The sequence below is a fragment of the Plesiomonas sp. ZOR0011 genome, assembly GCF_000800945.1.
Classification (GTDB): Bacteria; Pseudomonadota; Gammaproteobacteria; order Enterobacterales; family CAMTGL01; genus Plesiomonas; species Plesiomonas shigelloides.
This window is the reverse complement of record NZ_JRKB01000012.1, coordinates 97,400-122,985: the sequence shown is the minus strand read 5'-3', so window position 1 is coordinate 122,985 and position 25,586 is coordinate 97,400. Positions and strand designations below refer to the sequence as shown.

28 protein-coding genes are annotated in these 25,586 nt (G+C 51.1%); 10 read left to right on the top strand and 18 right to left on the bottom strand.

Going from position 1 to position 25,586, the window contains the following annotated elements:
- Complete coding sequence (locus L975_RS01415) at positions 1-1,065, top strand: phage portal protein (protein WP_047706763.1); 1,065 nt, start codon at positions 1-3, stop codon at positions 1,063-1,065.
- Between the two features lie 347 nt (positions 1,066-1,412).
- Here the strand turns inward: L975_RS01415 and L975_RS01410 are convergent, their stop codons facing one another.
- The 10 genes from L975_RS01410 to L975_RS01370 form a co-directional block, all read right to left on the bottom strand.
- On the bottom strand, positions 1,413-1,649 hold the full coding sequence (locus tag L975_RS01410) for a DinI-like family protein (protein ID WP_010864488.1): 237 nt from the start codon (positions 1,647-1,649) through the stop codon (positions 1,413-1,415).
- Between the two features lie 10 nt (positions 1,650-1,659).
- On the bottom strand, positions 1,660-1,851 hold the full coding sequence (locus L975_RS01405) for a hypothetical protein (RefSeq protein ID WP_010864489.1): 192 nt from the start codon (positions 1,849-1,851) through the stop codon (positions 1,660-1,662).
- A 235-nt stretch (positions 1,852-2,086) separates the two neighbouring features.
- Positions 2,087-2,869, bottom strand: a complete 783-nt coding sequence (locus L975_RS01400; protein ID WP_052181187.1) for a terminase large subunit domain-containing protein — start codon at positions 2,867-2,869, stop codon at positions 2,087-2,089.
- 59 nt (positions 2,870-2,928) lie between these two features.
- Complete coding sequence (locus L975_RS18530; protein ID WP_230400761.1) at positions 2,929-3,405, bottom strand: DUF3850 domain-containing protein; 477 nt, start codon at positions 3,403-3,405, stop codon at positions 2,929-2,931.
- 10 nt (positions 3,406-3,415) lie between these two features.
- Positions 3,416-5,692: a replication endonuclease gene (locus L975_RS01390; RefSeq protein ID WP_230400760.1), complete on the bottom strand. Its 2,277-nt coding sequence runs from the start codon at positions 5,690-5,692 to the stop codon at positions 3,416-3,418.
- A 113-nt stretch (positions 5,693-5,805) separates the two neighbouring features.
- Entirely contained in the window at positions 5,806-5,967 is a 162-nt protein-coding gene (locus L975_RS17990) for a hypothetical protein (protein WP_156121040.1), read from the bottom strand.
- 2 nt (positions 5,968-5,969) lie between these two features.
- Positions 5,970-6,224 (bottom strand): hypothetical protein, encoded by a 255-nt coding sequence (locus L975_RS01385; protein WP_010864493.1) that lies wholly within the window; start codon positions 6,222-6,224, stop codon positions 5,970-5,972.
- A gap of 73 nt (positions 6,225-6,297) precedes the next feature.
- Positions 6,298-6,795 carry a hypothetical protein gene (locus L975_RS01380; protein WP_010864494.1) on the bottom strand — a complete coding sequence of 166 codons (498 nt, stop codon included), beginning with the start codon at positions 6,793-6,795 and terminating at the stop codon, positions 6,298-6,300.
- 11 nt (positions 6,796-6,806) lie between these two features.
- On the bottom strand, positions 6,807-7,319 hold the full coding sequence (locus tag L975_RS01375) for a phage regulatory CII family protein (RefSeq protein ID WP_047706761.1): 513 nt from the start codon (positions 7,317-7,319) through the stop codon (positions 6,807-6,809).
- Positions 7,320-7,355: 36 nt separating this feature from the next.
- A complete protein-coding gene (locus tag L975_RS01370; protein ID WP_047706759.1) occupies positions 7,356-7,592 on the bottom strand; it encodes a hypothetical protein in 237 nt (78 codons plus the stop codon).
- 99 nt (positions 7,593-7,691) lie between these two features.
- On the opposite strand from L975_RS01370, the gene L975_RS01365 reads away from it, so the two are divergent.
- From L975_RS01365 to L975_RS01350, 4 genes are all read left to right on the top strand, one after another.
- A complete protein-coding gene (locus L975_RS01365; RefSeq protein WP_047706757.1) occupies positions 7,692-8,303 on the top strand; it encodes a phage repressor protein CI in 612 nt (203 codons plus the stop codon).
- 124 nt (positions 8,304-8,427) lie between these two features.
- Positions 8,428-8,997 carry a phage repressor protein CI gene (locus tag L975_RS01360; RefSeq protein ID WP_052181186.1) on the top strand — a complete coding sequence of 190 codons (570 nt, stop codon included), beginning with the start codon at positions 8,428-8,430 and terminating at the stop codon, positions 8,995-8,997.
- A gap of 11 nt (positions 8,998-9,008) precedes the next feature.
- Entirely contained in the window at positions 9,009-9,908 is a 900-nt protein-coding gene (locus L975_RS01355; RefSeq protein ID WP_047706756.1) for a BRCT domain-containing protein, read from the top strand.
- Positions 9,909-9,911: 3 nt separating this feature from the next.
- Positions 9,912-10,925 (top strand): tyrosine-type recombinase/integrase, encoded by a 1,014-nt coding sequence (locus L975_RS01350; RefSeq protein ID WP_047706754.1) that lies wholly within the window; start codon positions 9,912-9,914, stop codon positions 10,923-10,925.
- 240 nt (positions 10,926-11,165) lie between these two features.
- Here L975_RS01350 and cra read toward each other — a convergent pair whose 3' ends face one another.
- Positions 11,166-12,203, bottom strand: a complete 1,038-nt coding sequence (gene cra / locus L975_RS01345; RefSeq protein WP_036770611.1) for a catabolite repressor/activator — start codon at positions 12,201-12,203, stop codon at positions 11,166-11,168.
- 282 nt (positions 12,204-12,485) lie between these two features.
- Between cra and L975_RS01340 the strand changes: the two genes are divergently transcribed.
- The gene (locus L975_RS01340) at positions 12,486-13,172 is read left to right on the top strand and encodes a GntR family transcriptional regulator (RefSeq protein WP_010864680.1); all 687 of its coding nucleotides are present in this window, start codon (positions 12,486-12,488) and stop codon (positions 13,170-13,172) included.
- 86 nt (positions 13,173-13,258) lie between these two features.
- Here the strand turns inward: L975_RS01340 and ilvN are convergent, their stop codons facing one another.
- From ilvN to L975_RS01315, 5 genes are all read right to left on the bottom strand, one after another.
- Positions 13,259-13,753 (bottom strand): acetolactate synthase small subunit, encoded by a 495-nt coding sequence (ilvN, locus tag L975_RS01335; RefSeq protein WP_010864681.1) that lies wholly within the window; start codon positions 13,751-13,753, stop codon positions 13,259-13,261.
- Positions 13,753-15,477 carry an acetolactate synthase 3 large subunit gene (gene ilvI / locus L975_RS01330; RefSeq protein WP_047706752.1) on the bottom strand — a complete coding sequence of 575 codons (1,725 nt, stop codon included), beginning with the start codon at positions 15,475-15,477 and terminating at the stop codon, positions 13,753-13,755. The genes ilvN and ilvI overlap by 1 nt, the downstream gene beginning before the upstream one ends.
- Positions 15,478-15,876: 399 nt before the next feature.
- Positions 15,877-17,661 (bottom strand): long-chain fatty acid--CoA ligase, encoded by a 1,785-nt coding sequence (locus L975_RS01325; protein ID WP_010864683.1) that lies wholly within the window; start codon positions 17,659-17,661, stop codon positions 15,877-15,879.
- A gap of 178 nt (positions 17,662-17,839) precedes the next feature.
- Complete coding sequence (locus tag L975_RS01320) at positions 17,840-18,946, bottom strand: MJ1255/VC2487 family glycosyltransferase (protein WP_047706750.1); 1,107 nt, start codon at positions 18,944-18,946, stop codon at positions 17,840-17,842.
- A complete protein-coding gene (locus L975_RS01315) occupies positions 18,943-19,467 on the bottom strand; it encodes a phosphatase PAP2 family protein (RefSeq protein WP_047706748.1) in 525 nt (174 codons plus the stop codon). Before L975_RS01315 ends, L975_RS01320 begins: the two co-directional genes overlap by 4 nt.
- Before the next feature lie 467 nt (positions 19,468-19,934).
- On the opposite strand from L975_RS01315, the gene leuA reads away from it, so the two are divergent.
- Genes leuA through leuD form a run of 4 tightly spaced genes read left to right on the top strand, consistent with a single transcriptional unit; the run spans position 19,935 to position 24,659 of the window.
- Entirely contained in the window at positions 19,935-21,503 is a 1,569-nt protein-coding gene (leuA, locus tag L975_RS01310; RefSeq protein WP_047706747.1) for a 2-isopropylmalate synthase, read from the top strand.
- Between the two features lie 8 nt (positions 21,504-21,511).
- Positions 21,512-22,609 carry a 3-isopropylmalate dehydrogenase gene (gene leuB / locus L975_RS01305; RefSeq protein ID WP_047706745.1) on the top strand — a complete coding sequence of 366 codons (1,098 nt, stop codon included), beginning with the start codon at positions 21,512-21,514 and terminating at the stop codon, positions 22,607-22,609.
- A gap of 11 nt (positions 22,610-22,620) precedes the next feature.
- Positions 22,621-24,030, top strand: coding sequence for a 3-isopropylmalate dehydratase large subunit (leuC, locus tag L975_RS01300; RefSeq protein ID WP_039045773.1), 1,410 nt, complete (start codon positions 22,621-22,623; stop codon positions 24,028-24,030).
- 14 nt (positions 24,031-24,044) lie between these two features.
- Positions 24,045-24,659 carry a 3-isopropylmalate dehydratase small subunit gene (gene leuD / locus L975_RS01295; RefSeq protein ID WP_047706743.1) on the top strand — a complete coding sequence of 205 codons (615 nt, stop codon included), beginning with the start codon at positions 24,045-24,047 and terminating at the stop codon, positions 24,657-24,659.
- A gap of 121 nt (positions 24,660-24,780) precedes the next feature.
- Here leuD and L975_RS01290 read toward each other — a convergent pair whose 3' ends face one another.
- Together L975_RS01290 and L975_RS01285 are read right to left on the bottom strand one after the other, a co-directional pair.
- Positions 24,781-25,095: an SMR family transporter gene (locus L975_RS01290; protein ID WP_010864690.1), complete on the bottom strand. Its 315-nt coding sequence runs from the start codon at positions 25,093-25,095 to the stop codon at positions 24,781-24,783.
- Positions 25,095-25,580 (bottom strand): SMR family transporter, encoded by a 486-nt coding sequence (locus L975_RS01285; protein ID WP_230400759.1) that lies wholly within the window; start codon positions 25,578-25,580, stop codon positions 25,095-25,097. Before L975_RS01285 ends, L975_RS01290 begins: the two co-directional genes overlap by 1 nt.
- Between the last annotated feature and the right edge of the window lie 6 nt (positions 25,581-25,586).

Below are 25,586 nucleotides of genomic sequence, written 5' to 3'. Positions count from 1 at the left end.
ATGACGCGCAAACGCAAACTCAACAAATCCAGCTCGGTGATCACCGCCAACCACCAAGCCCCAGCAGCCGAAGCCTTCACATTTGGTGACCCAGTTCCGGTGCTTGACCGCCGCGAACTGCTGGATTATTTGGAGTGCTCCCGCACCGAACACTGGTACGAGCCACCGATTAGTCTGGATGGATTGGCACGAACCTTCCGCGCTGCAACGCACCACAGCTCAGCCATTTACGTGAAGCGTAATATTCTGACCAGCACCTTCATCCCGCACAAACTTCTGAGCCAGCAAGCGTTCAGCCGGTTTGTGCTGGATTATCTGGTTTTTGGTAACGCTTATCTGGAGCGGCGAAAGAACCGGTTAGGCGGCACGCTATCGCTAGAACCCACACTGGCGAAATACACGCGCCGTGGCGTGGAGTTAGATACCTACTGGTTTGCCCAATACGGCTACAACACTGAGCCTTACCAGTTTGAGGCCGGCAGTGTGTTCCACCTGTTTGAACCCGATCTGAATCAGGAGCTGTACGGCTTACCGGAATATCTGGCGGCCATCCCTTCCGCGTTGCTGAATGAGTCAGCGACACTGTTTCGCCGTAAATACTACCTGAACGGCAGCCATGCGGGTTTCATCATGTATATGAGCGACCCAGCCCAAAACCAGTCTGACGTCGACAATATCCGCAATGCGCTCAAACAAGCCAAGGGACCAGGCAATTTCCGGAACATGTTTATGTACTCACCGGCAGGGAAGAAAGACGGGATTCAGATAATCCCACTCAGCGAAGTGGCGGCCAAAGATGAGTTTCTGAACATCAAGAACGTCAGCCGTGATGACATGCTGGCCGCACATCGAGTACCACCGCAGATGATGGGCATCATTCCTAATAACACCGGCGGCTTTGGTGATGTGGGTAAAGCGAGCAAAGTCTTTGTACGTAATGAGTTGATGCCATTGCAACGCCAAATGCTGGAGCTGAATACATGGCTTGGCGAAGAGGTTATCCGCTTTGACCCTTACAAACTTGATATTGATGACGGCAACTTATCGGTTTCCATATCCAACTGAGAACTCCCAAAAACAAAACCGCCACACGGCGGTTTTTTTATACCCTCAGCAAGCCACTTAAAAACGACTCAGCACTCACGAGTTGTTTTGTCTTGCTCCCCCATCAACTCATTGCTGTTCGACTAGCAGCACCTCGCACGCTTAGAAATAAATCATAGCTGATGCTGCTCTATCGCCTGCCGCGCGCAATCGTAGCCCCGCCACGCCCGCGCGCTTGATCTATGGCTTTTCATGCATCTGCATGACTCTTGCTATCCAGCGCCACTGCTGGCGCTGGGTGCTAAATTTGATCCTAAATGAGTCATGCAGATCCATGCGCTAAACAGCCATCTTTCATGCACAACGAGTTAGCTCGGTAACCAGCTGTCATCTTCCCAGATTTCTTGGATTATTGATTGGATGGCCTTGTGGTCTTCTTCACTTTTAGTGCCAGTGATTTGCAGCAGTGTGCTGCTACTTTTGGCAACCCGAAACCTAGCATTCGGATACATGGGATGGATTTTCTTTGCCAGTTCGTTCTCTAAAGCATCCATGACGGATTGGGAAATTTTAGTTTGTTTATCAAAAAGAATTTCAACTCTCATTAACCCCTCCTCACTGGCATGAGGCCGACATTTCTCGGCGTTCGTCTTTGTTATTCACCTGCTCTAACAACTGAGCAGTCAACTCACTAATCCAGACCAACGCCAGTTCCTTATCATCCCCGCTACATACGTCCATCAACACGACACGTGCGATGAGTTGGATACGCTGCAACGCAAGGGACTCAGTGAAAAGATCAGACACAACCACTCCTTTTCCTTTCAACACTGTACATATATACAGTATATCGACCGGATAAATTTTTCTATCTGTTTTTCTTACTAAATTTTTAGATGTGTATACTTTGCTATACACATCTCCTATCGGAGTGCCCCTTTTACCTAAAATCCTAAACTCATTTTTTATAATGCAAGGGTGGCAATGGATAATCATTGACCAATCAGATACTTATTAGCAGGTTTTCGATGAATAAATTCCGTTAATCACCCTGAAATGTGCACATAAATAGCCGGTAGAATTCCTCCTTCGAACAACTCATGCGAAGCTTGTCAATGTTGTATAAATTCCGAACTGCGGCCCAAGCACCTTCAACGGTCACAACTTGCCGCCATTGGCCGTCCTCACATAAACGTCCGACCTGTAGTGCTTTAGGGTTTAGGTCTACTTTTATTTGTTCGGCTTTTGGTTTGAAACGGTTGGATAGCTCACCACTCCAGAACGGATAGGCGTCATGTGACAGGCTGGATAAAGAGGAGAAGAAAGTCCTGCGATATCTCTTTTGCAGAGCGATGGCTGCTACAATTTTCAGTGTATTCCTGAAATCATCCATCCAGAAATAATCATCCACATAGACACAACTACTGAATGCAAGAAGGTATTTTAGTGGTTCATAGGAAAACACAATTTCTGCCCCATTGCTTAGTACTAACCGTTGCCGCTCCCTGCGGCCATCAAACCGAACTCTCACACCGACTTCCATGGCGAACTCAAACATAATCGCCCTAACATAATCTGCCGATGACTCATCTTGACTAATGAATACTTGGTTTCTACCTGTAACCAAGGCATCAAGCATTGCCTCTTTAGCAAAATAAGATGTCGCCCCTGCCTTAGGAAATTTAATGATATTTCTGACTCGAAACTGCTTTCCTGCTTCAAACCATACTCGATGCCAATCAAGCATTTCTTGCTGAAACTTCATCATCAGCGTTGAAATCTGTTCTTTGGTGAAGTGGTTCTGTACTCGCGTTGTTGCTGTCATTGGATACACCCTCAGTAATAATTGTCTTCAAGTTCTGTGCATGTCTCGTGATGTATCAATTAAATACGGCAAAAAAATGCTTCTACTTCATAAAGACTCAGCATCACATACCCTTCAGCAATAAACCCGACATCACATACATCGCAGACAATCTGAGCTGTCACCATCCCGCTATAACCATGATCTTCAGTCCACTCTCGCAGCATTAGAGCATCGCCCACCTGATAATCACGGTCATTTTTCCTCAGCTCTGCACGCTTATCCCCTCTAATCACCGAGTTAAAAAACTGGGGTAATATTTTCAGCTCATGCACCCGACCGGTTGGCATCACATTTTCTTTGATGGGCATCAACTCCCCACTCGGTGCCATAACCATCTTTTTCCCGATAAAGCTGAAGTGCTTATCTTGGAACCGCTCATTATCACCATTGACGAACCATTCACCCGACTCAGCGTCATACGCCGCCAGTTCTGACCGTGGCTCATCAAACATTTGTACCTTGTACCACCCGCTGGCTCTGCTTGCTGCTTCCATTAGATAACCCTCACGTAAAGTTTTCTGTTTCTACTAACCTGCCGTTCTGCATGTGCAAACTCATTCCGCTACCGGCGTTGAACCGGCATCCCCGTAGCAATAGCTCTGCTGTTTCACGTAGTGACTGCGTATCGAAGTCAGGTGATCGCAGCCCGTTGCTGCTTCCCCACATACCGAAGCCTCTGGCTTTCAGTTCAGTAATTAATCTTTCAGCAACCCCGCTACCGGTGTTGTCGTCAATACCGTGGGCGCGGCCCGTACAGTTATTGACAGAACTCCGAGGGGGCGCTTCGCACCCAGAAAGAGCAAGAGCAGACGCTGCTGGCGCTGCGTCTTGTTTGTTGGAGCGCGGGACTATCTCCCACTCAATTTGACGTGTATCGATAACTGGCAGCTGGCTATGCCACGGCGAGCAAACACCCGCCACAACTACAACTGGTTCTTCGTAGGCGTTAAGTTCATCGCGCTTTTTGTACGCAAGACGGATCACTAGGCTTCGACGATTAACGAGAGGGCCACCCTGTGCGTTGGTGTATGTAGCCCAGCAACCAACGTCTGCAGCAGCAAGCACGGCATCCATATCTTTGTGTTCAAACTTCTGGTCGCGCAGTCTGCGCAGCTCACGCCACACGGTGACTGGTGCGCCGCCGATTTGTTGGAATTGACGGATACGCCAGCGTGACGCCCACGCAGTAACGGACTTAGATGACTCTTTCAGGTCTTCCCCTGTTTCGTCGTCTTTCTCGCCGTCCAGTGCATAGCCATCGATGTTCTTTGATATGTACTTGGCGATGTATCCGGTAGCGCTTCCTAGAGCTGGGTCGATTTCTTTGGCTTTAAAACGAGCAAACTCTGCCCCTGCTTCATCACCATCTTCTTGCAGCGCATACTCACGCAACACGCTGCGAATGGCCTCTCTATTCTCAGGGCGGAAAAACAGCAGCATGTGCCAGTGCGGGGTACCATCATGGTGCGGTTCTGCTACACGAAAGCCGAAGACTCGGATCCCTTCGCGGTTCAGTTTTGCGCGAGCTTTGGCCCACACGCCGCACAGGTATTTTTGTGTGTCGCGTGGGTTGGAGCCGTTCCACTTCTCATTAAATCCTCCATTGATATGGGTGGAGTGGTATGCCGACGGTGCGGTCAGGGTATAGAAGTCTCCCTCTAGCCCTTCGTTGTTGGCGATGTCTTCAAACCCGCGCATGCGCGTCATCAGTTCGCAACGGCGAATTGCTGGGTTTGCCACTGACGCATACACGGAATCAGCCAGGGGGACTTCTTCACCGGTTTCTTTATTGCGCAGCGCCATGGCTTTAATCATTTCGGCATTGCGCTTTTTCTGTTCGTGCCAATCACGTAGGCAGCGGCGGGAAACATACGGCGATGCGGCTTTTTGAACTTGTCCGGCGGCAATGGCCATATGTTCATACATGCGCGCGCCCATGGTGCGCAGTTTGCGCGTCCACCACTTTTTGCAGGTCATGCGCAGCAGTGCTGACTCACACCGTGGCACTGTCAGTGTTCCCTTTCTGTAATTTTCCCAGTACGGAACATCGACACCCAGCGAGTGGGTTAACTCAGCCATGTGTTTGTACACGCCGGTCATGATCTTCAAATCACCATCATCAGCACATTTGCCGGTGATGATTTCGAAATAGCGAGTCAGTTCACCAAACAGGCCATCGGCAGTTTTCTCTGCCAATTTGTCGATTTGGTCACGTGACATTTCAGCCAGCAGAGTGACTGCTGCTGCGGCCGGCTTGATAGATTCGATAGTCAGGTTGGTTGTGCGGCATGAATCCTGAAACGGGTCATCCGCGCCATACGATGCGTTGAAGCGCAGGTTTTCTGGCGCAGTTCTGTAGTTGCGCATAACCAGCTGCAGACGTGCCAATACTTTCTTGCCCATTGTTTCGCGCAAAAAGGTATTGGCACGGCGACGGCCTTCTTTTTCATAGATGTGCTGATAGCGTTTGCCGAAGTAGCCAGCGATGAAGTCCGGTACGCCTTTTAGGTATGTATGCCGGAAATCATGGTCGTCTTTGTCGAATTCCCACAACAGAGACTCTGTGCGTGACAGTCCGGTAGGGATTGGGCGCTGCAGTGGGCGGGTTGGTGGAAGTGCGGCTGGTGCAACGGCAGGCGCATCAGGTTTGATGTGCTTGCCGGTATGGGTGAAGTAATCGTGCATGTCTGCAGCAATGGCGTGACGCACTGCTGCAGACAGGGAGCGTGACCAGCTTTTTACATCATCAAGTTTTGCGTCATCAATGCTGGTAGTGCTCATGGTTTTTCAATCTCTGTATTTCAACTCGGCAGTTAGAAGCCATGCTTAGATTCATTGCTCGCAGCGCCTTGGTTGGAGCGGAGCAAGCATTCGCAAGCGCAGTTAAATGGCTCTTACGCCAAAACTGCAGTCGCTTTGTTTGCATATTTTTTCTCCATCGTGACCATTAGGCGTTCTGTCTGTGCTAGCGCCAAAAACAAAGCCGCCCGACTACGATCACCGAGCTTCCGGTTATGTGCGGCTTGGTTGAGTAACTCAGTATGTTTGCGGTTCATCTCTACACTCCTTGCTGTGGAATTAATGGCGCATCCGTGATGGCTAGCCGTCGTATGTCTTCTATGTGTTTCGCTTTTGTTTTCTTGATGGTCTTAACGTCCAGAATGGCTATGGCGGCGTTCTGAAAAATCACTTTGCTGCCGCGTTCTTTCGCCTGCTTTTCTGTCGCTTCCGCGATGCTTTCCGCTTCAATTTCGAAGGCCGGATAACGCGGGTTGTAAGCACCATCGATGTTTAACCACGTGCCCCAAAACATGCTTTTCCCTCCGTTTTGGGTAAAAAATCCCCCGCACAGTGAAGTGCGTTAGTTAACTTATTGATTTATTTAATTAGGCGTATTCTTCTGGCTTTACAGCTGAAAGGACTGACGGAGCATCGTCAAAAAGGTGGAATAGCTCTTTCATTGCACGGATAACATCACCGGCCCACTCGCAACCATCCTTGTCTACATAACAATATGGCTGCATGTATTCTCGCTCTGACAATCCCGCATGTTTGAAAAGTGTTTTGCGTTGCTCTGCGGTTAACCAGCTCAGAAAGGTGGTGTTACTCACACCATGCTTACGGTATTTGGCGAAGGCTTTCCGCAAATCATCAATGGCACAAACAATTGCTTCACGTTCGCTCTGGGACAATTCGCTAAAACACGTCATTGCATGACCCTTCTTGAGTCCCGCATGGAAACAAACTGTTATACGGTCATAAAGGCTCAATGAGTCCCAAAAATTGCATGTCCCTGTCCAGCGGTTTGGTGCTAAGTATTTTGCCAACAACTGGCGGAAACCGACCGGCTGGCTCACGACACAAGACATAGTCACTGCGGCCATAAATCCCCCTATCAACCCAGACCAAATGTCGCACCGATGCCATTCGAAAATGTTTCAACGGTGTTCATCAGCGCAGGGTTACTTTGCAATCTGGCCTGCAGCGATAAGGCGGCCAGACTGAGATACCGAATCCCCGAGTTCACGCTATCGACTACATGGTGCTTGCTGCTGTGCGGCATTTTTCCACCGACAGCTGCAGTAGCTGCGATTTGTCCGATCTCGGCGGTGGCTTTCATGACGTAGACAGGCAGGTGTTCTTGCGCAACTTCATTTACGGGAACACATGGCAAGCAATGCAGTTGGGCAAGAAAACCATCAACTAGCGTTGCATCTTCGGTTATGTCGGTCAGTACAAGAATTTCAATCCAAGTCAGCTGATGCGGCTGCTCTGGGTTGAGTTTGTTGCGAAGTGTTTGGGCATTCATCCCTGCTTTTTCAGCAAGTACTTTCAGATTATGCGCCAGTGCAAACTTGCGGCATGCCTCATCAAAATGAGGATGGTTGGAAATCTGAAAATCAAACATAGCATTCGTCCCTAAGACATCCCAAAATGGAACTTATCAAGCACGCATCGTGACTTCATATCCTGAAGCTGCTTCCATGGTGAGGGCAAACATGTTGACTTCAACGAGGCTATTAACCCCAGCTTTCTTGCGGATTGGCAGGCGATTCTCTCGAATCATTTGGCGGGCATACGACGGTTTATAGCCAGTTCTACGGCAGAACTCATCCAACGTGACAAATGGCTCTGACACTACAAGATTGATACTTGGACGCATTGAAAAATTACGATCCATGATGCACTATTCCTCAGTTTAAGTGATTAACTCACTATTAATCACCTTACGACAACATTACGCACACGACTTACGATAAGCAAATAGTAAGGATCTCAATTGAGACAGTCAACAGAAGATTTCACTAAGCGTAAGGCAATCAAACTGCCTGATGGTGGCAAGGAACCGATAGAGCGCATCATGGCGGCTTACGGTTACACTTCAAGACTAGCCCTGTGTAAGCACCTAGATGTGTCTCAAAGCACATTGGCAAACCGCGTATCTAGGGGGAATTTCCCCGCAGATTGGGTTTTAATCTGTTCCATGGAAACAGGTGCAACATTGGAATGGCTCATCTATGGTAAAGGGCCAGTGTACTCTGATAACACCTCCCCCCAAAACCTCATATTGGAACGAAAAACCATTTCGAATGGTAACTTCACTGATACTGATTGGGTCAGTATTGATGCCAGCATCATGCCAACCGACCTCACATCCCCATTTCTAGTTACATTTGAGAAGCAGCTGTATGTGGTGGATAGCTTTAACGGAAAAATTAATGATGGATTGTGGCTAATAGAATTCGATGGTTTTGTTAGTGTACGCGAACTATATCGAATCCCTTCGGAACGAGTTCGGGTTGAAAACGGAAAAGCATCATTTGAATGTCAAACAGATGAAATAAAAATTTTGGGACAAATTATCAGCAAAACAGAATTTTTCGACCGCTAAATTAAAATAGGCTGAATGGAAAACGCACTCAGTTTTTTATGCTTCGAGATATTTTGAGCACGAAAATATAATGCCACAGATAAAAGAATCAAATGGATACGCTCACTCCTCTGTTCAAGATGTTATGTTTCAAAACAGAGGCGGGAAAGAAGTCATTGACAGGATCATGTCAGCCTATGGTTTTAGTACAAAAACCTCTCTTTGTAGCCATCTTGGTGTAACTCAAAGCACAATGGCCAACAGATATGCCCGAGATACGTTCCCTGCTGATTGGGTAATCCTTTGCCATCTAGAAACAAATGCGTCGCTGATTTGGCTTAGTACTGGGGTTGGAAATGCTTTTGTTGGCTCAAGAGATGAAAGAATCACATCGATAAGGCAAATGAGCCTGATTAATGGGAAAATCACGTATCTATACGATATTTTTGTAGATAAAAGCACCCTTCCAAACGGTCTATCTAACCCGTATTTTGTCATCGCAGAACGGACATCTTACCTAGTTGATACCTACGAAGGTGAAATTGTTGACGGCTTCTGGTTAGTTGAAATTGATAGCTTAACCAGCATCAGAGAAATTTACCGGTTTCCCGGCGGACAGTTACGAATAGAGAACGGAAAAGCATCTTTTGAGTGCGCAGCGTCAGAGATAAAAGTTCTTGGTAAGATAATAAGCAAAACAGAGTTTATAGGATAAGGAGATCAGATATGAGTCAGTTCAGCGCGTTTAACTACTCGAAAAATAGAGACAAAGCCATTGCGAACCTGATTAACATCATAGAGGGAATGACTTGTGATGGAAAAGTCAGTGAAAAGGAAATGCTTTTCCTTGATACATGGCTTCTGGAGTCAGAAATACTCTCACAAAACTATTATGTAAATTGCATCAGAGAAAAAATTTCTGACATCCTGTCTGATGGGGTTGTGGAGCAATTCGAACTCAGTGAATTAAAAGAATTGCTACTCGAAATGCAACGAGGCCTGATGGATACACCGAACATAGACCTCTATTCGACTGATTCAGACAAGCATCTACTGGAAGGTCTATGTAAAGGAGTGGCCTCTGATTACCATCTGAGTGACAAGGAAATTAACTATCTTAACTGGTTCCTTTCCTCAAACATTGCCCTTAAGCGCAATTATCCCGGCAAGCACTTATATTCATTAGTTCAGGCAATCCTCAGTGATGGAGTTATAACGGAGGATGAGCGAACTTTACTATTACAAGAAATCACCGCGCTCACCGGTTCTAACATTTCAGAGGGTATCGTAGATGGATACTCTACAACATCACCAGTAGACATCATTGACATTGACGAATTTTATCCAGAAGACAGTAAAGTATGCCTCACTGGTAAGTTTCTATGTGGTTCACGCCGTCAATGTGAAGCAGACCTAATAAAACTCGGATGTAAAATATCTGATCGCGTTACACAAGATTTAGATTATCTAATTATTGGTGCGCTTAGCTCGAAAGATTGGAAATTTCAGAGCTTTGGACGAAAAATCGAACAAGCCATTGATTATAGGGACAATAAAGGCATACCTCTTAAAATCCTTAGCGAGGAGCATTGGCAAGAACTGATGCAAGCAATCGAACAAGGCTGAGTCATGGCTGTAAGTAAATTAAGCAATGGTAAGTGGCAAGCCCAAGTATTCCCGAATGGCAGAGATGGAAAACGCATCCGTCGGCAGTTTGCAACCAAAGCCGAAGCTATGGCTTTTGAACGATATGTCAAAGAGCAAGCGCAGGACAAACCATGGTTAGGCGAAAAGTCAGATAAACGCCGTCTGATAGATCTAGTTTACACATGGTTTAACGCCCACGGCATCACTTTGTCTGATGGTCTGAAACGCAAAACCACCATGGAGTTTGCCTGTGAAGCTATGGGCAACCCATTAGCAACTGAGTTTTCAGCAAAAATGTTTTCCGCTTATAGAGAGCAAAGACTATCCGGAAAAATCACCCGTTCAAACAGGGTCAAGACCGTTACACCACGAACAGTAAATCTTGAACTGGCCTATTTCAGAGCTGTTTTCAACGAGCTAAAACGCTTGGATGAATGGGCTGCCGCGAACCCATTAGAAAACGTACGCGAGTTTAAAATTGCTGAGTCTGAAATGTCTTATCTGACAACAGATGACATTCGTGCTTTATTGGCCGAATGCGAAAACAGCCGCTCTCCAGATTTGCTCTCTGTCGTAAAAATTTGTCTCGCTACTGGGGCGCGATGGGGAGAAGCCGAAAGCCTCAAAGGCAATCAGATTCGGGGCGGCAAGATTATTTTTGTCAAAACCAAAGGCAAGAAAAACAGGGCAGTTCCAGTTGTTGAATCACTACTCGACGAGCTACCTACCACACGACGGGCCAAGCCGCTATTTTCATCGTGCTACGCAGCATTCCGTTCCGCATTAAAACGCGCTGGCATTGAAACCCCTGCCGGACAACTCACACATGTGCTGCGCCATACGTTTGCATCTCACTTTATGATGAACGGCGGCAACATCTTGGTACTGCAAAGAATTCTCGGGCATACCGACATAAAAGTAACAATGCGCTATGCTCACTTTGCCCCCGATCACTTATCCGAAGCTAAGACTCTCAACCCGCTAGCGCACCTGTAAAAATTGGCAGCAAAGTGGCAGCACAACTAAACGCTATGCTGTAGTATTCAACTCTATTCCGCATTGGCGGGTGTTTATAAATCAGTAACTTACTGTTTTATAAGAATAAAAAATCGGACTCATAATCGCTTGGTCCCCCGTTCAAGCCGGGGTGGGGCCACCAAATCCAACAAAAAAGCCAGCAGATTGCTGGCTTTTTTGTTTTGTGCGTCTTGCCGTTAGCGCGTTAGCGACAACTGATTACTCCGCCGCCGCTGACGCATCCTGTGCGTGCAAACGGCTCAGGGTGCCACGCCACGTCAGCTGACGCTGCATACGGGTCATCCCCGGTTGCGGCTTCTCGGTACCGTCCAAGCTATCCAATACCAGCTTCAGCACTGTCTCCGCCACATCGCGGTGACGCTGCGACAGCGACATCACTTTACAGCCGAGAAAATCCAGCAACTCGTGGTCACCGAACGTGGCAATGGTCAGCGAAGGAGGGATCTTGCCAAAACGGGCAATAATCTCATCCAACACCCCCTGCAACAGGGCAAACGAAGTGGTAAACAGCGCATCTGGCAGCGGGTTCTCTTTCAGCCACGCCGCAAAACGGCTTGCCGCCGCTTCCCGCTCATAGCTAGCCGCATGCAAGAAGGTGACCTGACGCTTATCCCCTTCACAGGCCTGACGGAAGCCCTGCTCACGCAGCTGACTCACCGACAGCTCCGGCAATGCGCCGACATACACAATCGACTTCACGTCTGGCTGACTGAGCAGCTCATGGCACAACACTTCCGCATCGGCGCGGTCAGCACCGACCACGCTAATAAAGTGCTGCGGATCGAGCGCACGGTCGAGAGCGATGATCGGCAGATCGCGCCCGGCCCACTGCTGATAAAACTCATGTGTCGACGACAACGCAGTCGACACAATCAGTGCATCTACCTGACGCTGCAGCAAGTGACTGACGCAGCGCATTTCGTTTTCCGGTTTATCCTCGGAGCAGGCAATCAATAACTGATAGCCATGCTGACGCGCACGACGCTCCAGATGATTGGCGATACGGGTATAACTGGTGTTCTCCAAATCTGGGATCACCAGGCCAATAGAGCGAGTCCGACCGGCACGCAGACCCGCAGCAACGGCATTTGGCTGGTAGTTGTGCTCACGCACCACTGCCATCACCTTCTCGACCGTTTTATCGCTGACACGATACTGTTTTGCCTTGCCGTTAATGACATAACTTGCTGTAGTGCGTGACACGCCAGCCAGTCTGGCTATCTCATCCAGCTTCACTACCATCCCCTTCTGATGAGATCGATGAATAATCAAGATCTAACCGTATAACATAGGCCGGATGCAATACCTTTTTCCGGCGAGAAACTGCCTTAGATCATGCTTTATGGGTATCGTAATAACAGCGGTTCACACGGCAGAAAATTAATTATTCGTTGCTCACATTTTTTATGTAATTTTTTGATATACCCGCGCCCCCCTGCTATAAGACAGGGAAGTTATGCTTGTCGTACAAAGTAAAGCAGTATTTTATCACACAAGTATTGCTTTCAGGGGGGAAGAGTGTCAAGTCCAACAATTACGGATCAAATTTTTCAGGTCATCAAAAAAGATATTCTCTTAGGAATATTAAAGCCAGGTCAAAAACTGGTTGTCGCGGAATTAAAAGAACGTTATGGCGTCGGCGCTTCACCAATTCGTGAAGCCTTAATTAAATTATCGTGGAATAAATTCGTTTATATTGAGCCACAAAAAGGCTGCTGGGTAGCCCCAGTTTCGATTGCCGAATTGGAAGATATTCTGGATACCCGCTACACCCTCGAACGCATCCTACTGACCAAGTCCATCGAACAAGGGGATGAGGAGTGGGAGCTCAATGTAATCACCAGTCACCACAAACTGGCACGCATTGATGATCCGGCCAACCCGGACATCGACTATGATGAGTGGGAAGAGCGACACAACCACTTTCACCTTTCTTTGCTCTCCGGTTGTAACAGCCCCAAGATGCTGGAATTTATGGAGAATATATTGGAGCAGATGGCGCGTTATCGTCATATCTGGGTCAATATTCGTCTCGATTACGCTCAGCGCTATCACGACAATGGCGAACATGAAAAATTAATGCAGGCCGTACTGGATCGCAATATCCCTCTAGCGATTGAATTAACGGAACGACACTCACAGCGCGCACTCGAATTAATGAAAGAATCTATTCATTATTTGGAAAAAATAAACGCACTGGCCTAACAGAATAAATGAATAAAGGGGAATGATTTCCCCTTTATTGTTTGCGCTACCGCATAAAACGACAGCCAATGTTATGACAATACGTATTAATTATGTACTGACCGCTCACCGCGTGATATTCCTACCACCCCAGAACGCGCCACTTCCACAATATCGGTATGCTCTTTAACCGCCGCTAAAAAAGCATCCAGTTTGTCACTGGTTCCGGCTAATTGCACCGTATACAACGTACCGGTCACATCCACAATCTGGCCGCGGAAAATATCACTCATCCGTTTAAGCTCATCACGCACGCTCGCGGGCGCTTGCATTTTAACCAGCATCAACTCACGCTCGACATGTGCGCCCTGACTTAAGTCACTGACTTTCAACACATCGATCAGCTTGTGTAGCTGCTTTTCGATCTGCTCCAGCACGCTTTGATCGCCCGCGGTCACGATAGTGATCCGCGATAAGGTCGCATCCTCGGTCGGCGCGACGGTCAGAGTTTCAATGTTATAACCACGCTGAGAAAACAGCCCAACCACCCGTGACAACGCCCCGGACTCGTTCTCCAGTAATACAGACAAGATTCGGCGCATCAGGTTCTCTCCGTTTTACTTAACCACATTTCATCCATGGCACCGCCACGCACCTGCATCGGATAGACATGCTCGGTCTCATCCACGGTGATATCCACAAACACCAGACGATCTTTGATTGCCAGCGCCTGAGCCAGTTTGCTTTCCAGCTCATCAGGCGTGCGGATCGCAATCCCCACATGGCCATAGGCTTCGGCGATTTTGACAAAGTCCGGCAACGACTCCATATACGAGTGCGAATGACGACCGCTGTAGATCATGTCCTGCCACTGCTTCACCATACCTAAGAAGCGGTTATTCAAGTTGATGATCTTAACCGGCACGTCATATTGCAGCGCGGTGGACAGCTCCTGAATATTCATCTGAATACTGCCATCGCCGGTCACACACACCACTTGCTCTTCCGGCAGCGCCATCTTGACGCCAATCGCAGCGGGGAAGCCAAAGCCCATGGTGCCAAGGCCGCCGGAGTTGATCCAACGGCGCGGTTTGGCAAACGGGTAATACAGAGCGGCAAACATCTGGTGTTGACCAACGTCAGAAGCCACGTAGGCATCGCCGCCAGTCAGTTTATGCAGCGCAGCTATCACCGCCTGCGGCTTGATTTTTGGCCCACTGGTATCAAAGTTCAGACACTCACGAGCGCGCCACGTAGCAATCTGATGCCACCAGTCACTGCGCGCCTGCGCTTGCTGGGCGACCGCATCATCGCTCTCATCCAGCAACGCCAGCATTTTGTTCAGTACGTTGTCGGCACTACCGACGATCGGAATATCGGCACCGACCGTTTTCGAGATCGAGGTCGGATCGATATCGATGTGCAAGATGGTGGCCTGTGGGCAGTACTTGGTTAAATTGTTGGTGGTGCGATCGTCAAAGCGCACGCCGATACCAAAGATCAGATCCGCATGATGCATCGCCATATTGGCTTCGTAGGTACCGTGCATACCCAGCATCCCTAAACACTGCGGATCGTCGCCCGGAAACGCCCCCAGCCCCATCAAAGAGGTGGTGACCGGCAAGTTCAAACGCTTAGCCAACGCCGTCAATTGGGTGTGACAGTTGGCGCTGATCACCCCGCCACCGGCGTAGATCACTGGCTGACGAGCAGCCAGCAATGCCTGCAGCCCTTTTTTAATCTGCCCAGTATGCCCCTTAACGTTCGGGTGATAAGAGCGCAGCTCGACGCTCTGTGGATATTCATACGGCAACTTGTTGGCGGGGTTGAGAATGTCTTTCGGCAAATCCACCACCACCGGCCCCGGGCGGCCGGAGCTGGCCAGATAAAAGGCCTTTTTCATCACTACTGGGATATCTTCGGTGCGCTTGACCAGAAAACTGTGTTTAACCACCGGACGGGAGATCCCGACCATATCGCACTCTTGGAAGGCGTCATTACCAATCAGGCTGGTCGCCACCTGACCGGACAGCACGACCATCGGCACAGAATCCATATACGCAGTCGCAATACCGGTGATGGCATTGGTGGCACCGGGTCCGGACGTGACTAGCACTACCCCCACTTCGCCGGTGGCGCGGGCATAACCATCGGCCATGTGCACGGCAGCTTGCTCGTGCCGGACCAGCACGTGCTGGATCCCACCAAGGGTATGCAGTGCATCATAAATATCGAGCACCGCACCACCCGGATAGCCGAAAACATGTTTGATCCCCTGATCGTGCAATGCGCGCACGACCATTTCGGCCCCTGACAACATCTCCATACGTCTGCCTCCCGGTTGGATTTTTTGTGTCGTAAGTCCCTCTGACGAATGACTTGTCGCTGTATTCCCTGTTCCGCCTGATAACGAAGACGGATCCGTATCCACTTTAACGTTGATTTTGTAACAAAGTCCATCATCACAACCAATTAATCCAAAACAAAACGCTCACCAAGGCAATATTTACGATTAACAATTGCGATAAGAGTAATTAGCAGTGAAATACACTAACAAAGGTGAAAATTGCGGCAGGTTTAATGGGGGAAGGCGCAGAGAAAAGACAATCGAAAAACAGGCACAAAAAAACCACCGCGCGAAAGCGGTGGTTTTTAGTCAGCCGCGCGCCACTCATTCTTGAGTGCCGCCGACATAGGCAAATTAGCGACGTAATTTAAACGTGGTTTAGTCGTACATCGCCTCAATTTCACGCTCATAGCGCTGCGTGATGATCTTACGGCGCAACTTCAGCGTTGGTGTTAACTCACCGCGCTCCATCGTGAAGGCTTCTGGCAGCAGCGTAAAACGCTTCACTTGCTCAAAACGAGCCAGCTCTTTTTGCATCGCTTTCAGGCGCTGTTCAAACATCTCCATCACTTGACTATGGCGCAATAGCTCCATGCGATCTTGATACTTGATGTTGACGCTACGCGCGTAATCTTCCAGCGATTCAAAGCATGGCACGATCAGCGCCGACACGAACTTACGTGTATCGGCGATCACCGCGATCTGCTCGATGAAGCGATCTTGGCCCAAGGTGCCTTCGATCATCTGCGGCGCAATGTACTTGCCACCGGAGGTTTTCATCAAATCTTTGATGCGCTCGGTAATGAACAGGTTGCCCTGCGCATCCAGCTGACCGGCATCACCGGTTTTCAGCCAGCCGTCTTCGGTAAAGGTACGAGCGGTTTCTTCTGGCTTGTTGAAGTAACCACGCATCACAGTTGGACCGCGCACCTGAATCTCGTTTTCCTCACCAATGCGCACTTCAACGCCCGGCAACGGTGTACCAATTGAGCCAAAGCGGTATTCGTCATCTTCCCAGCACGAAACGGTGGCACAAGTTTCGGTCATGCCATAGCCGTACTTGATGTTGATGCCGATGGATTGGAAGAACAGGTTAATCTTGTCATCCAACTTGGCGCCAGAGGTTGGCATAAAGCGGGTACGACCGCCCAGAGCGCCGCGCAGTTTGCTCAGTACCAGCTTGTCCGCCATACGGAAACTGGCCGCCAGCAATGCCGACGGTTGACGATTTTCACGCTGACACCAGTAATGACGTTCACCGGTTTTCACCGCCCAGCGGAACATCAGACGACGCAGCAGCGGCGCTTTGGCCACTTTGTCTTGGATCGCGCTGAACACTTTCTCGTAAAAACGCGGTACGGCACACATCACGGTCGGCTTAACAGCGCCAATGGCGGCCTGCACTTTGTGCGGATCACGCAAGAACACGTTCACCGCGCCACGGTGCAGCACGTAGAAACACCACGCCCGCTCAAACACGTGTGACAGCGGCAGGAAGCTCATGGAGACATCCTCTTCGCTCAAGCTTAAACGCTCATCGTGCAAATGCAGCTGAGTCGCGATGCTGCGGTAATCCAGCATTACGCCTTTTGGCTCGCCGGTGGTACCGGAGGTGTAGATCAGGGTGAACAGATCGTCTAACGAACGCTCGGCCATCCGCTGCTCCAACACGCTGTCCCACTCTGGGCAGCCTTGCTGGCGGAAATCGGCCAGATGGCAGGCGATGCTGCAACCTTTAAGATCGACTTTCGGATCCAGCGCGATAATGTGCGCCAGTTGTGGACACAGCGCCTGCAGTTCGATGGCGGCATCCATTTGCGCCTGCTCGCCCACAAACAAAATTCGGATTTCAGCATCATCCAACACATAAGCCGTTTGGGCGGCAGTGTTGGTGGCATAAATAGGTACCGTGATTGCACGCAGGTGCAAGATGGCCATGTCAGTGATGGTCCACTCGGCCATGTTCTGGGAAAAAATTGCGACGCGCTCTTGCACGCCAACACCGAGGCTCAGTAACGCTCGGGCGGTGGCGCGCAGACGCTGATTGACATCCTGCCAGCAGATATCAACCCAGCTCTTGCCCTGCTGATCACGCATGGCAACCTTGGCTGGGTTACGGGTAATCTGATCCTGAATTCGCTCGATCAGGTGATAACCTTGCATTTTCCACCTTATTCAGTTCTTAGGATTTCAGCGTACAAGTGTACGCTTAGCTGACAACAAGTGTAACTGAACTTATCTGTGGAAGAAAAGGATTTAAACGTCTGTTTATGCCTTATCCCTCACAATATGAGGGATATGCAGGATAAGATTTTGTCATCCAGCTGATTTGTATGGCTTTTTAAGTAGAAGATAGCGGTGAAGTCATCACTGCCGACGAGTCTGGCAGCCAACTCTGTACGTTTTCCGCTACACCACATGGAAAGCGCACCGCTTGCCATAACTGCTGACTCAGTCGGGTGGGAAAATCCCAATGCCCTTCCGCCACCCAAGCGGCGACCGCCTGCGCGACATCGGGAAAGCACACCCGCCCTGCAGCGGGGCTGGCTAGCCAGCGCAGTAACGACGGCGTATTCAGTGTAAACAGACGCGTAGCCAAACCGAGTAATTCCAATGCCAGCACATTGCTTTGCTGCTCAAACTGACCGTATAGCGGCTTTAACAGCAACTTCTTTCCCAGCACCATCGCTTCCGACGGCAGCTCAAAGCCGGCATTGGCGATCACGCCGTAGCACGCCGTTAAGGCGCGGCGAAATCCATGTAAAGAAAGCGGGTTTAACTTGATGTTTTTTATTACAATTTCACTCTTTACCTCAGGGTGAAAACAGTCAAAGCCCGTCTGCGGACACTGCTGTAACCACGCGCTGATTTCGCTCAAGGATTCAAAAGGCAGATACACCAGAACGCGGCCATTGTCTGTCACCGTATCGGTACAGCGCGTGGCGATAATCGGCGGTAAAATGGGGTGATTGTAGTGAAACCAGTGCAGGCCGACACTATGCTGCACCGGAGCAAACTGCCGCATCAATAGGCGATTGAACGCGTTATCGCCTTCGGTGGGAATCGGCGCTAAAAAGGCGGCCTGATGGCTGACGCTCAAACTCGGCACCCCAGCACGGCGCGCAGCCCAAGCACTTACCGGTTCAAAATCACTGAGTACCGCATCGTAACTGCCGACATCCAGCGCACGAACATCGCGCATAAACTCGCGCAGCCGATTATGTTGCCAAGTCTGCAGCATATCCACGCGCCCGGCGCGGGTGATGAAACTGAGCCCTCGCCGCACCTGATACGTACCAAACACCTGCATATCAAAATAGGCGTCGGCAGCGCGCCCAGAGCACAACACATCCACCCGAATCCCCTGTGCGCGCAGCGCCGGCACCAACTCACGCGCCCGCGACAAATGCCCATTGCCGGTGCCCTGAATTCCATATAACAGTTTCATAACCACTCCAGCGCCAGTTTGGCGCAGCTCAAGCCGAGCAGTGCGCCGGCCACAATATCGGTCAGGTAATGCACGCCCAGTAACACCCGCGATAGCCCAATCAACGCTGCCCAGCACAAGGCCGGTAACAGCCACTGCGGGTAGTACGCCGCAATCAAACCGCAAACTAAAAAGGCGGCCGCAGTGTGACCGGAGGGCAAACTGTATTTATCGGAAGGGACAATAAAACAAGGCAAATCCAATGGCCGATGACGGCGAATGGCATTTTTCAGCAGCCAGTACAGCGGCAGCTCGATGGCAAATGCCAGCAGCAGCGCGGTAAAAAACGCCGTGCCATGCACGGGCTCCCAGCGCAGCAAAACCAGCGCCAACAGCAGATACCAAGGGCCATCGCCGGTACGGGAAATCAGGCGACACACCCGTGCAACCTGGTGATTAAAGCGGTGACACAGACAAAACGTGGAGAGCGCCAGATCCAACTGTTGCAGACGCCAGCGCGGCGACAAGCGTGACAAGGCCATATTCAGCTCCCGGATAATCAATGCGGCACCGCGCGCAATACGCAGTTTCAGCCTGTGTTCACCCTATAAAGTGGACATGACATTTGTTTGATGTTTTTGCAGCAGTTTAATTTCCGCTGCAGCAAACGGTTGACACGGATACAACATCTGAAGTATCACATAACACAAGCGATTAAATTTCCGCCGTTTGCATGCCCGTGCCAGCGTTACCCGAAACGATGTAACCTGAGCACGACAGCCACGGCCACGATATAGACCGAGATACGTTAATAATGATGAACATCCGCGCCCTGTTTCTAAACCTACTGCTACTCGCTGCCCACCAGCGCGGGTCCGCTCGAGGTTTGTCTTAACGTTACAGTGCCGCAAGTTCAGACATCCACCTCCAAGCCCGCGCCGTCTGCGCGGGCTTTTTTTTCCGCGTGACGACAGGGATTGAACGCAACTTAAGGAAGGAGAGCGCCACCATGAGCAATCAGGTGATCATATTCGATACCACGCTGCGCGACGGCGAGCAGGCTCTGCGAGCCAGCCTGAGCGTGAAAGAAAAACTGCAGATCGCCTATGCCCTTGAGCGCCTTGGGGTTGATGTGATGGAGGTCGGTTTTCCGGTCTCATCGCCAGGCGATTTTGAATCGGTGCAAACCATCGCTCGGCATATCAAGCACAGCCGCGTCTGCGCCTTGGCCCGCGCGGTAGACAAAGATATCGATGTCGCTGCCGAAGCCCTGAAAGTGGCTGAGGCCTTTCGTATCCACACCTTTATTGCCACTTCGACGCTGCATATCGAGTCGAAACTGCGCCGCAGTTTTGATGATGTGTTGGCGATGGCGGTGCACGCGGTAACCCGCGCGCGTCGCTATACCGATGATGTGGAGTTTTCCTGCGAAGACGCTGGCCGCACCCCGATTGATAATCTGTGCCGCGTAGTGGAAGCCGCAATTAAAGCCGGTGCTCGCACCATCAATATTCCTGACACGGTCGGCTACACCATCCCCAGCCAGTTTGGTGGCATCATCGACACTCTGTTTAATCGGGTGCCGAATATCGATCAAGCGGTGATTTCGGTGCACTGCCATAACGATCTGGGGCTGTCGGTGGCGAACTCGATTGCGGCGGTGCAAGCGGGCGCGCGCCAAATTGAATGTACCGTCAACGGCATTGGTGAGCGCGCCGGTAACTGCTCGCTGGAAGAGATCGCCATGATCATCCGCACCCGCGCCGATCTGCTGAATGTGCACACCAACATCCATCACCAAGATATCTACCGCACCAGTCAGCTGGTCAGTCAGCTGTGCAACATGCCGATTCAACCGAACAAAGCGATTGTCGGTGCCAATGCCTTCGCCCACTCCTCCGGTATTCACCAAGATGGCGTGCTGAAGAACAAATCGACCTACGAGATCATCACGCCAGAGTCGATTGGCCTGAACCAAAATCAACTGAACCTGACGTCCCGCTCCGGCCGCGCTGCGGTGAAACACCGCATGGATGCCATGGGCTACAGCGACGGAAGCTACGATCTGGACAGCTTGTACGCCGCGTTCTTGAAGCTAGCCGACAAAAAAGGTCAGGTGTTTGACTACGACTTGGAAGCCTTGGCCTTCATCAATATGCAGCAAGAAGACCCGGAGCATTTCCGCTTGGATTACCTGAGCGTGCAATCGGGCGGCAGCGTGATGGCCACCGCGTCGGTGCGTCTGCGCTGTGGTGAAGAGGCCGTGTCTGAGGCGGCCACCGGCAACGGGCCGGTGGATGCAGTGTATCAGTGCATCACCCGCCTGACCGGTTACGAAATCCAAATCGTCAATTATCAGCTGTCGGCCAAAGGCCAAGGCAAAGATGCCCTCGGACAAGTCGACATCGTGGCCGATTATCAAGGACGGCGCTTCCACGGCGTGGGTCTGGCCACCGATATCATTGAATCCTCGGCGCAAGCGTTGGTGCATGTGTTGAATGCCATCCACCGCGCCGGTCGGGTTTCAGAAGAAAAACAACGAATTCAGCAACGTAATATTGAGGCCTCACAACCATGACAGGGACTATGACTGAAACGAAAGGGAATTACCGGATCGCCGTTTTGCCAGGCGATGGGATTGGCCCCGAAGTGATGCAAGAAGCGCGTAAAGTACTGGCCGCAGTGGCGCAGCGCTTTGCGCTGCAATTTGAGCTGCAAGAATTCGATGTCGGCGGCATTGCCATTGATCGCCACGGCACGCCACTGCCAGCGGCCACCATCGCCGGTTGTGAAGCGGCACAGGCTATTTTGTTTGGCTCAGTAGGCGGCCCGAAGTGGGAGCACCTGCCACCGGCCGAGCAACCCGAGCGTGGCGCGCTGCTGCCGCTGCGTAAGCACTTCCAGCTGTTTTGTAACTTGCGCCCCGCTACTTTATACCGCGGTTTGGAAAGCTTTTGCCCGCTGCGTGCCGATATCTCTGCCCGCGGCTTTGACATCCTGTGTGTGCGCGAGCTGACCGGTGGCATTTATTTTGGCCAACCGAAAGGCCGTACTGGCAGCGGCGCACAAGAGCACGCTTTTGATACCGAAATTTACTACCGCCCCGAAATTGAGCGCATCGCTCGCATGGCCTTTGAAGCGGCGCGCGTCCGTCGCCATAAAGTGACCTCGGTGGATAAAGCCAACGTGCTGCAAAGCTCATTGCTGTGGCGCGAAGTGGTCTGCCAAGTGGTCCGCGAGTATCCAGATGTACAACTCGAACACATCTATATTGATAACGCCACGATGCAACTGATCAAAGCGCCGGATCAATTCGATGTACTGCTGTGCTCTAACTTGTTCGGCGACATTCTGTCGGACGAATGCGCCATGATTACCGGCTCCATGGGCATGCTGCCATCAGCCAGCCTCAACGCCAGCCGTTTTGGTCTGTATGAGCCCGCCGGTGGCTCGGCACCGGATATCGCCGGAAAAAATATTGCCAACCCGATTGCTCAAATCCTGTCGGCCGCCTTGATGCTGCGTTACAGCTTGGGCGAAGAAGCGGCGGCGCAAGCCATCGAGCACGCGGTGACCCAAACGTTGGCCAGTGGGATCCGCACCGCCGATCTAGCCGGTAACGGCCCTGCGGTGAGTACCGCTGAAATGGGTAGCTGCATTGCCGCTGCCATCACCAATGCCTAAGGAGTGCTGAGATGGCTAAAACCTTATACCAAAAACTGTATGACGCCCATGTCGTCCACGCCGCCGAAGGCGAAACGCCACTGTTGTACATTGACCGTCATCTGGTGCATGAAGTGACCTCGCCGCAAGCCTTCGATGGCCTGCGCGCAATGCAGCGTCCGGTACGCCAACCGAGCAAAACCTTCGCCACCATGGATCACAACGTCTCCACCCAGACGCGGGATATTGCCGCCTCTGGCGAGATGGCACGTATTCAGATGCAAGAGCTGGCGAAAAACTGCGCCGAATTTGGCATCACTCTGTACGATTTGGATCACCCGAATCAAGGGATCGTGCATGTGATGGGCCCGGAGCAAGGGCTGACCCTGCCGGGAATGACCATTGTGTGTGGCGACTCCCATACCGCCACCCACGGTGCGTTTGGCGCGCTGGCGTTCGGCATTGGCACCTCGGAAGTCGAGCATGTGTTGGCCACCCAAACCCTGAAGCAGGGCCGTGCCAAGACCATGAAAATCGAGGTGCAAGGCCACACCGCACCGGGGATCACGGCGAAAGATATCGTGCTGGCGATCATTGGCCGCATCGGTCATGCCGGCGGAACTGGTTATGTGGTGGAATTTTGTGGTGAGGCGATTCAAGCCCTGAGCATGGAAGGCCGCATGACGGTGTGCAACATGGCCATCGAGCTGGGCGCTAAAGCTGGCCTGATTGCGCCGGATGCCACTACCTTGGCCTATCTGCAAGGGCGTCCGTTTGCGCCGCAAGGCAGCGATTGGAACGCTGCCGTCGCGTACTGGAACACCCTGCACTCCGATGCCGATGCCCACTTTGATGCCATCATTACCTTGCAAGCGGCTGAGATTGCCCCACAAGTGACCTGGGGGACAAATCCGGGGCAAGTGATCGCTATCGACCAGCCGGTACCAACGCCAGAGAGTTTTGCCGATGCCAATGAGCGCAGCTCGGCGGAAAAAGCCCTGCGCTATATGGGATTGCAGGCCGGTGAAAAGCTGTCTGAGGTACGCATCGACAAAGTCTTTATCGGCTCGTGCACCAACTCGCGCATTGAAGATTTACGCGCCGCAGCCGCCATTGCCAAAGGGCGTAAAGTGGCCGACGGCGTGCAGGCGCTGGTCGTACCCGGCTCCGGCATTGTGAAAGCGCAAGCGGAAGCCGAAGGCTTAGATCAGATCTTTATCGATGCCGGTTTTGAGTGGCGTTTACCGGGCTGCTCAATGTGTCTGGCAATGAATAATGACCGACTGGCCGCCGGTGAGCGCTGCGCTTCCACCAGTAACCGTAACTTCGAAGGCCGACAAGGGCGCGGTGGCCGAACCCATTTGGTCAGCCCAGCGATGGCAGCCGCTGCAGCGGTGACCGGTCGCTTTGCCGATATTCGCACTTTGAACGAGTCACACTGAAGCGGAGAGTCAAGATGACAGGATTTACTCAACATTGCGGCTATGTGGCTCCGCTGGATACCGCCAATATCGATACCGATGCCATCATCCCTAAGCAATTTTTGCAAAAGGTCACCCGCGTCGGCTTTGGTCGCCACCTGTTCCATGATTGGCGTTTTCTGGATGATGCCGGCGAACAACCCAATCCTGACTTTGTGCTTAATCAAGCGGAGTTTGCCGATGCCACTATTTTGCTGACCCGCGAAAATTTCGGTTGCGGCTCCTCACGCGAGCATGCGCCGTGGGCGCTGGCCGACTACGGCTTTCAAGTGATCATCGCGCCGAGTTTTGCCGATATTTTCTATGGCAACGCCATCAACAATCAGCTGTTACCGGTGCGACTGCCGGAGGCCGCCATTGAGCAGTTGTTTGCCCTGCAGCGCGCCCATACCCGCTTGCAGCTGTGCGTGGACCTGGCCTCGCAAACGGTACGCGTCAGCGGCGCGGCCGAAGAGTTTAGTGTCCACTTTCCGATTGATCCGTTCCATCGCCACTGCTTATTAAATGGGTTGGACAGCATCGGGCTGACGTTGCAACATGCGGACGCGATCACACGTTATGAACAGGCTCAACCGGCGTTTTTACGCTAATGGATGATGGATGATGGATGATGGGTGAGTCAGGCCGAATAGTGGCAGATAGCCCATGCCCTGGATAATAAAAAAGGTAACCGCAGGGTTACCTTTTTTATCGCCATCATGAGCATTGAAATCATGCGGTATGCATAATCACCACGGCCGACGCAATCACGGCAATACCAGCCCAGCCAATTGGCTTTAATTTTTCTTTGAAGATCAGCCAACTACCAATGGCAGTACCCAGAATACCGATCGCGCCCCATGAAGCATAGGCGACCGCCAAATCCATCCCACGTACCGCTTCGGTCAGCAGAGTAAAGGCACTCATCACCAATACCAGCGACAACACGCCCCAGCGTTTACGCTTAAAGCCACGTGATTTATTCAGCGCCATATTGGCGGCCACATCCAGCAGCGCCGCCGCGAGTACAAATCCGATATGTACCATTATGCGCCCTCCTCTGCCTGCTCTGGATGACTCTCACCGGCATTCACCATCACGATCCCCGTAACGGCCAGCCCCAGACCTACCATCTCTTGCAGCGACAGGTCGTAGCCAAAATAAAAGACAGAGACCAGTGTAATCAGGGTGACACCGACACCTTCCCACAGCGCATAGGCAATGCCAATTGGGATGCGCTTAATGGCTTTAGACAGGAAGAAATACGACACCGAAATGCCCAGCCACATTGGGAGATAACTTGCTAATGAACCGTTTTCGATAATTTTGTTGATAGACGATGTTCCCGCCACTTCGGTCATGATGGCCAGTAGTAAAAACATCCACGCGAATAACATGATAGTACCCTTTGATTTCCTTAGCGCCTTACTCTCGTCACTGAGATGTTCCGGCACAGGAATTACTCTACCGGTGCCACCACGCAAATTCCAATCGCTCAGCGTCGATTTTTCCGACGCTAACATTTGACACATTATTTA

Coding starts and splice junctions, on each gene's coding strand:
- L975_RS17990 (WP_156121040.1), bottom strand. CDS start 5,967: ATGAACCGCAAACATACTGAGTTACTCAACCAAGCCGCACATAACCGG.
- L975_RS01315 (WP_047706748.1), bottom strand. CDS start 19,467: ATGGCCTTGTCACGCTTGTCGCCGCGCTGGCGTCTGCAACAGTTGGAT.
- L975_RS01350 (WP_047706754.1), top strand. CDS start 9,912: ATGGCTGTAAGTAAATTAAGCAATGGTAAGTGGCAAGCCCAAGTATTC.
- L975_RS01385 (WP_010864493.1), bottom strand. CDS start 6,224: ATGTTTTGGGGCACGTGGTTAAACATCGATGGTGCTTACAACCCGCGT.
- L975_RS01410 (WP_010864488.1), bottom strand. CDS start 1,649: ATGAGAGTTGAAATTCTTTTTGATAAACAAACTAAAATTTCCCAATCC.
- L975_RS01400 (WP_052181187.1), bottom strand. CDS start 2,869: ATGACAGCAACAACGCGAGTACAGAACCACTTCACCAAAGAACAGATT.
- L975_RS01290 (WP_010864690.1), bottom strand. CDS start 25,095: ATGGTACATATCGGATTTGTACTCGCGGCGGCGCTGCTGGATGTGGCC.
- L975_RS01285 (WP_230400759.1), bottom strand. CDS start 25,580: ATGTGTCAAATGTTAGCGTCGGAAAAATCGACGCTGAGCGATTGGAAT.
- L975_RS01370 (WP_047706759.1), bottom strand. CDS start 7,592: ATGGATCGTAATTTTTCAATGCGTCCAAGTATCAATCTTGTAGTGTCA.
- L975_RS01320 (WP_047706750.1), bottom strand. CDS start 18,946: ATGAAACTGTTATATGGAATTCAGGGCACCGGCAATGGGCATTTGTCG.
- L975_RS01325 (WP_010864683.1), bottom strand. CDS start 17,661: ATGCAAGGTTATCACCTGATCGAGCGAATTCAGGATCAGATTACCCGT.
- leuD (WP_047706743.1), top strand. CDS start 24,045: ATGACAGGATTTACTCAACATTGCGGCTATGTGGCTCCGCTGGATACC.
- leuC (WP_039045773.1), top strand. CDS start 22,621: ATGGCTAAAACCTTATACCAAAAACTGTATGACGCCCATGTCGTCCAC.
- L975_RS18530 (WP_230400761.1), bottom strand. CDS start 3,405: ATGGAAGCAGCAAGCAGAGCCAGCGGGTGGTACAAGGTACAAATGTTT.
- ilvI (WP_047706752.1), bottom strand. CDS start 15,477: ATGGAGATGTTGTCAGGGGCCGAAATGGTCGTGCGCGCATTGCACGAT.
- L975_RS01380 (WP_010864494.1), bottom strand. CDS start 6,795: ATGGCCGCAGTGACTATGTCTTGTGTCGTGAGCCAGCCGGTCGGTTTC.
- L975_RS01355 (WP_047706756.1), top strand. CDS start 9,009: ATGAGTCAGTTCAGCGCGTTTAACTACTCGAAAAATAGAGACAAAGCC.
- L975_RS01360 (WP_052181186.1), top strand. CDS start 8,428: ATGTTTCAAAACAGAGGCGGGAAAGAAGTCATTGACAGGATCATGTCA.
- leuB (WP_047706745.1), top strand. CDS start 21,512: ATGACTGAAACGAAAGGGAATTACCGGATCGCCGTTTTGCCAGGCGAT.
- L975_RS01415 (WP_047706763.1), top strand. CDS start 1: ATGACGCGCAAACGCAAACTCAACAAATCCAGCTCGGTGATCACCGCC.
- L975_RS01375 (WP_047706761.1), bottom strand. CDS start 7,319: ATGTTTGATTTTCAGATTTCCAACCATCCTCATTTTGATGAGGCATGC.
- leuA (WP_047706747.1), top strand. CDS start 19,935: ATGAGCAATCAGGTGATCATATTCGATACCACGCTGCGCGACGGCGAG.
- L975_RS01390 (WP_230400760.1), bottom strand. CDS start 5,692: ATGAGCACTACCAGCATTGATGACGCAAAACTTGATGATGTAAAAAGC.
- ilvN (WP_010864681.1), bottom strand. CDS start 13,753: ATGCGCCGAATCTTGTCTGTATTACTGGAGAACGAGTCCGGGGCGTTG.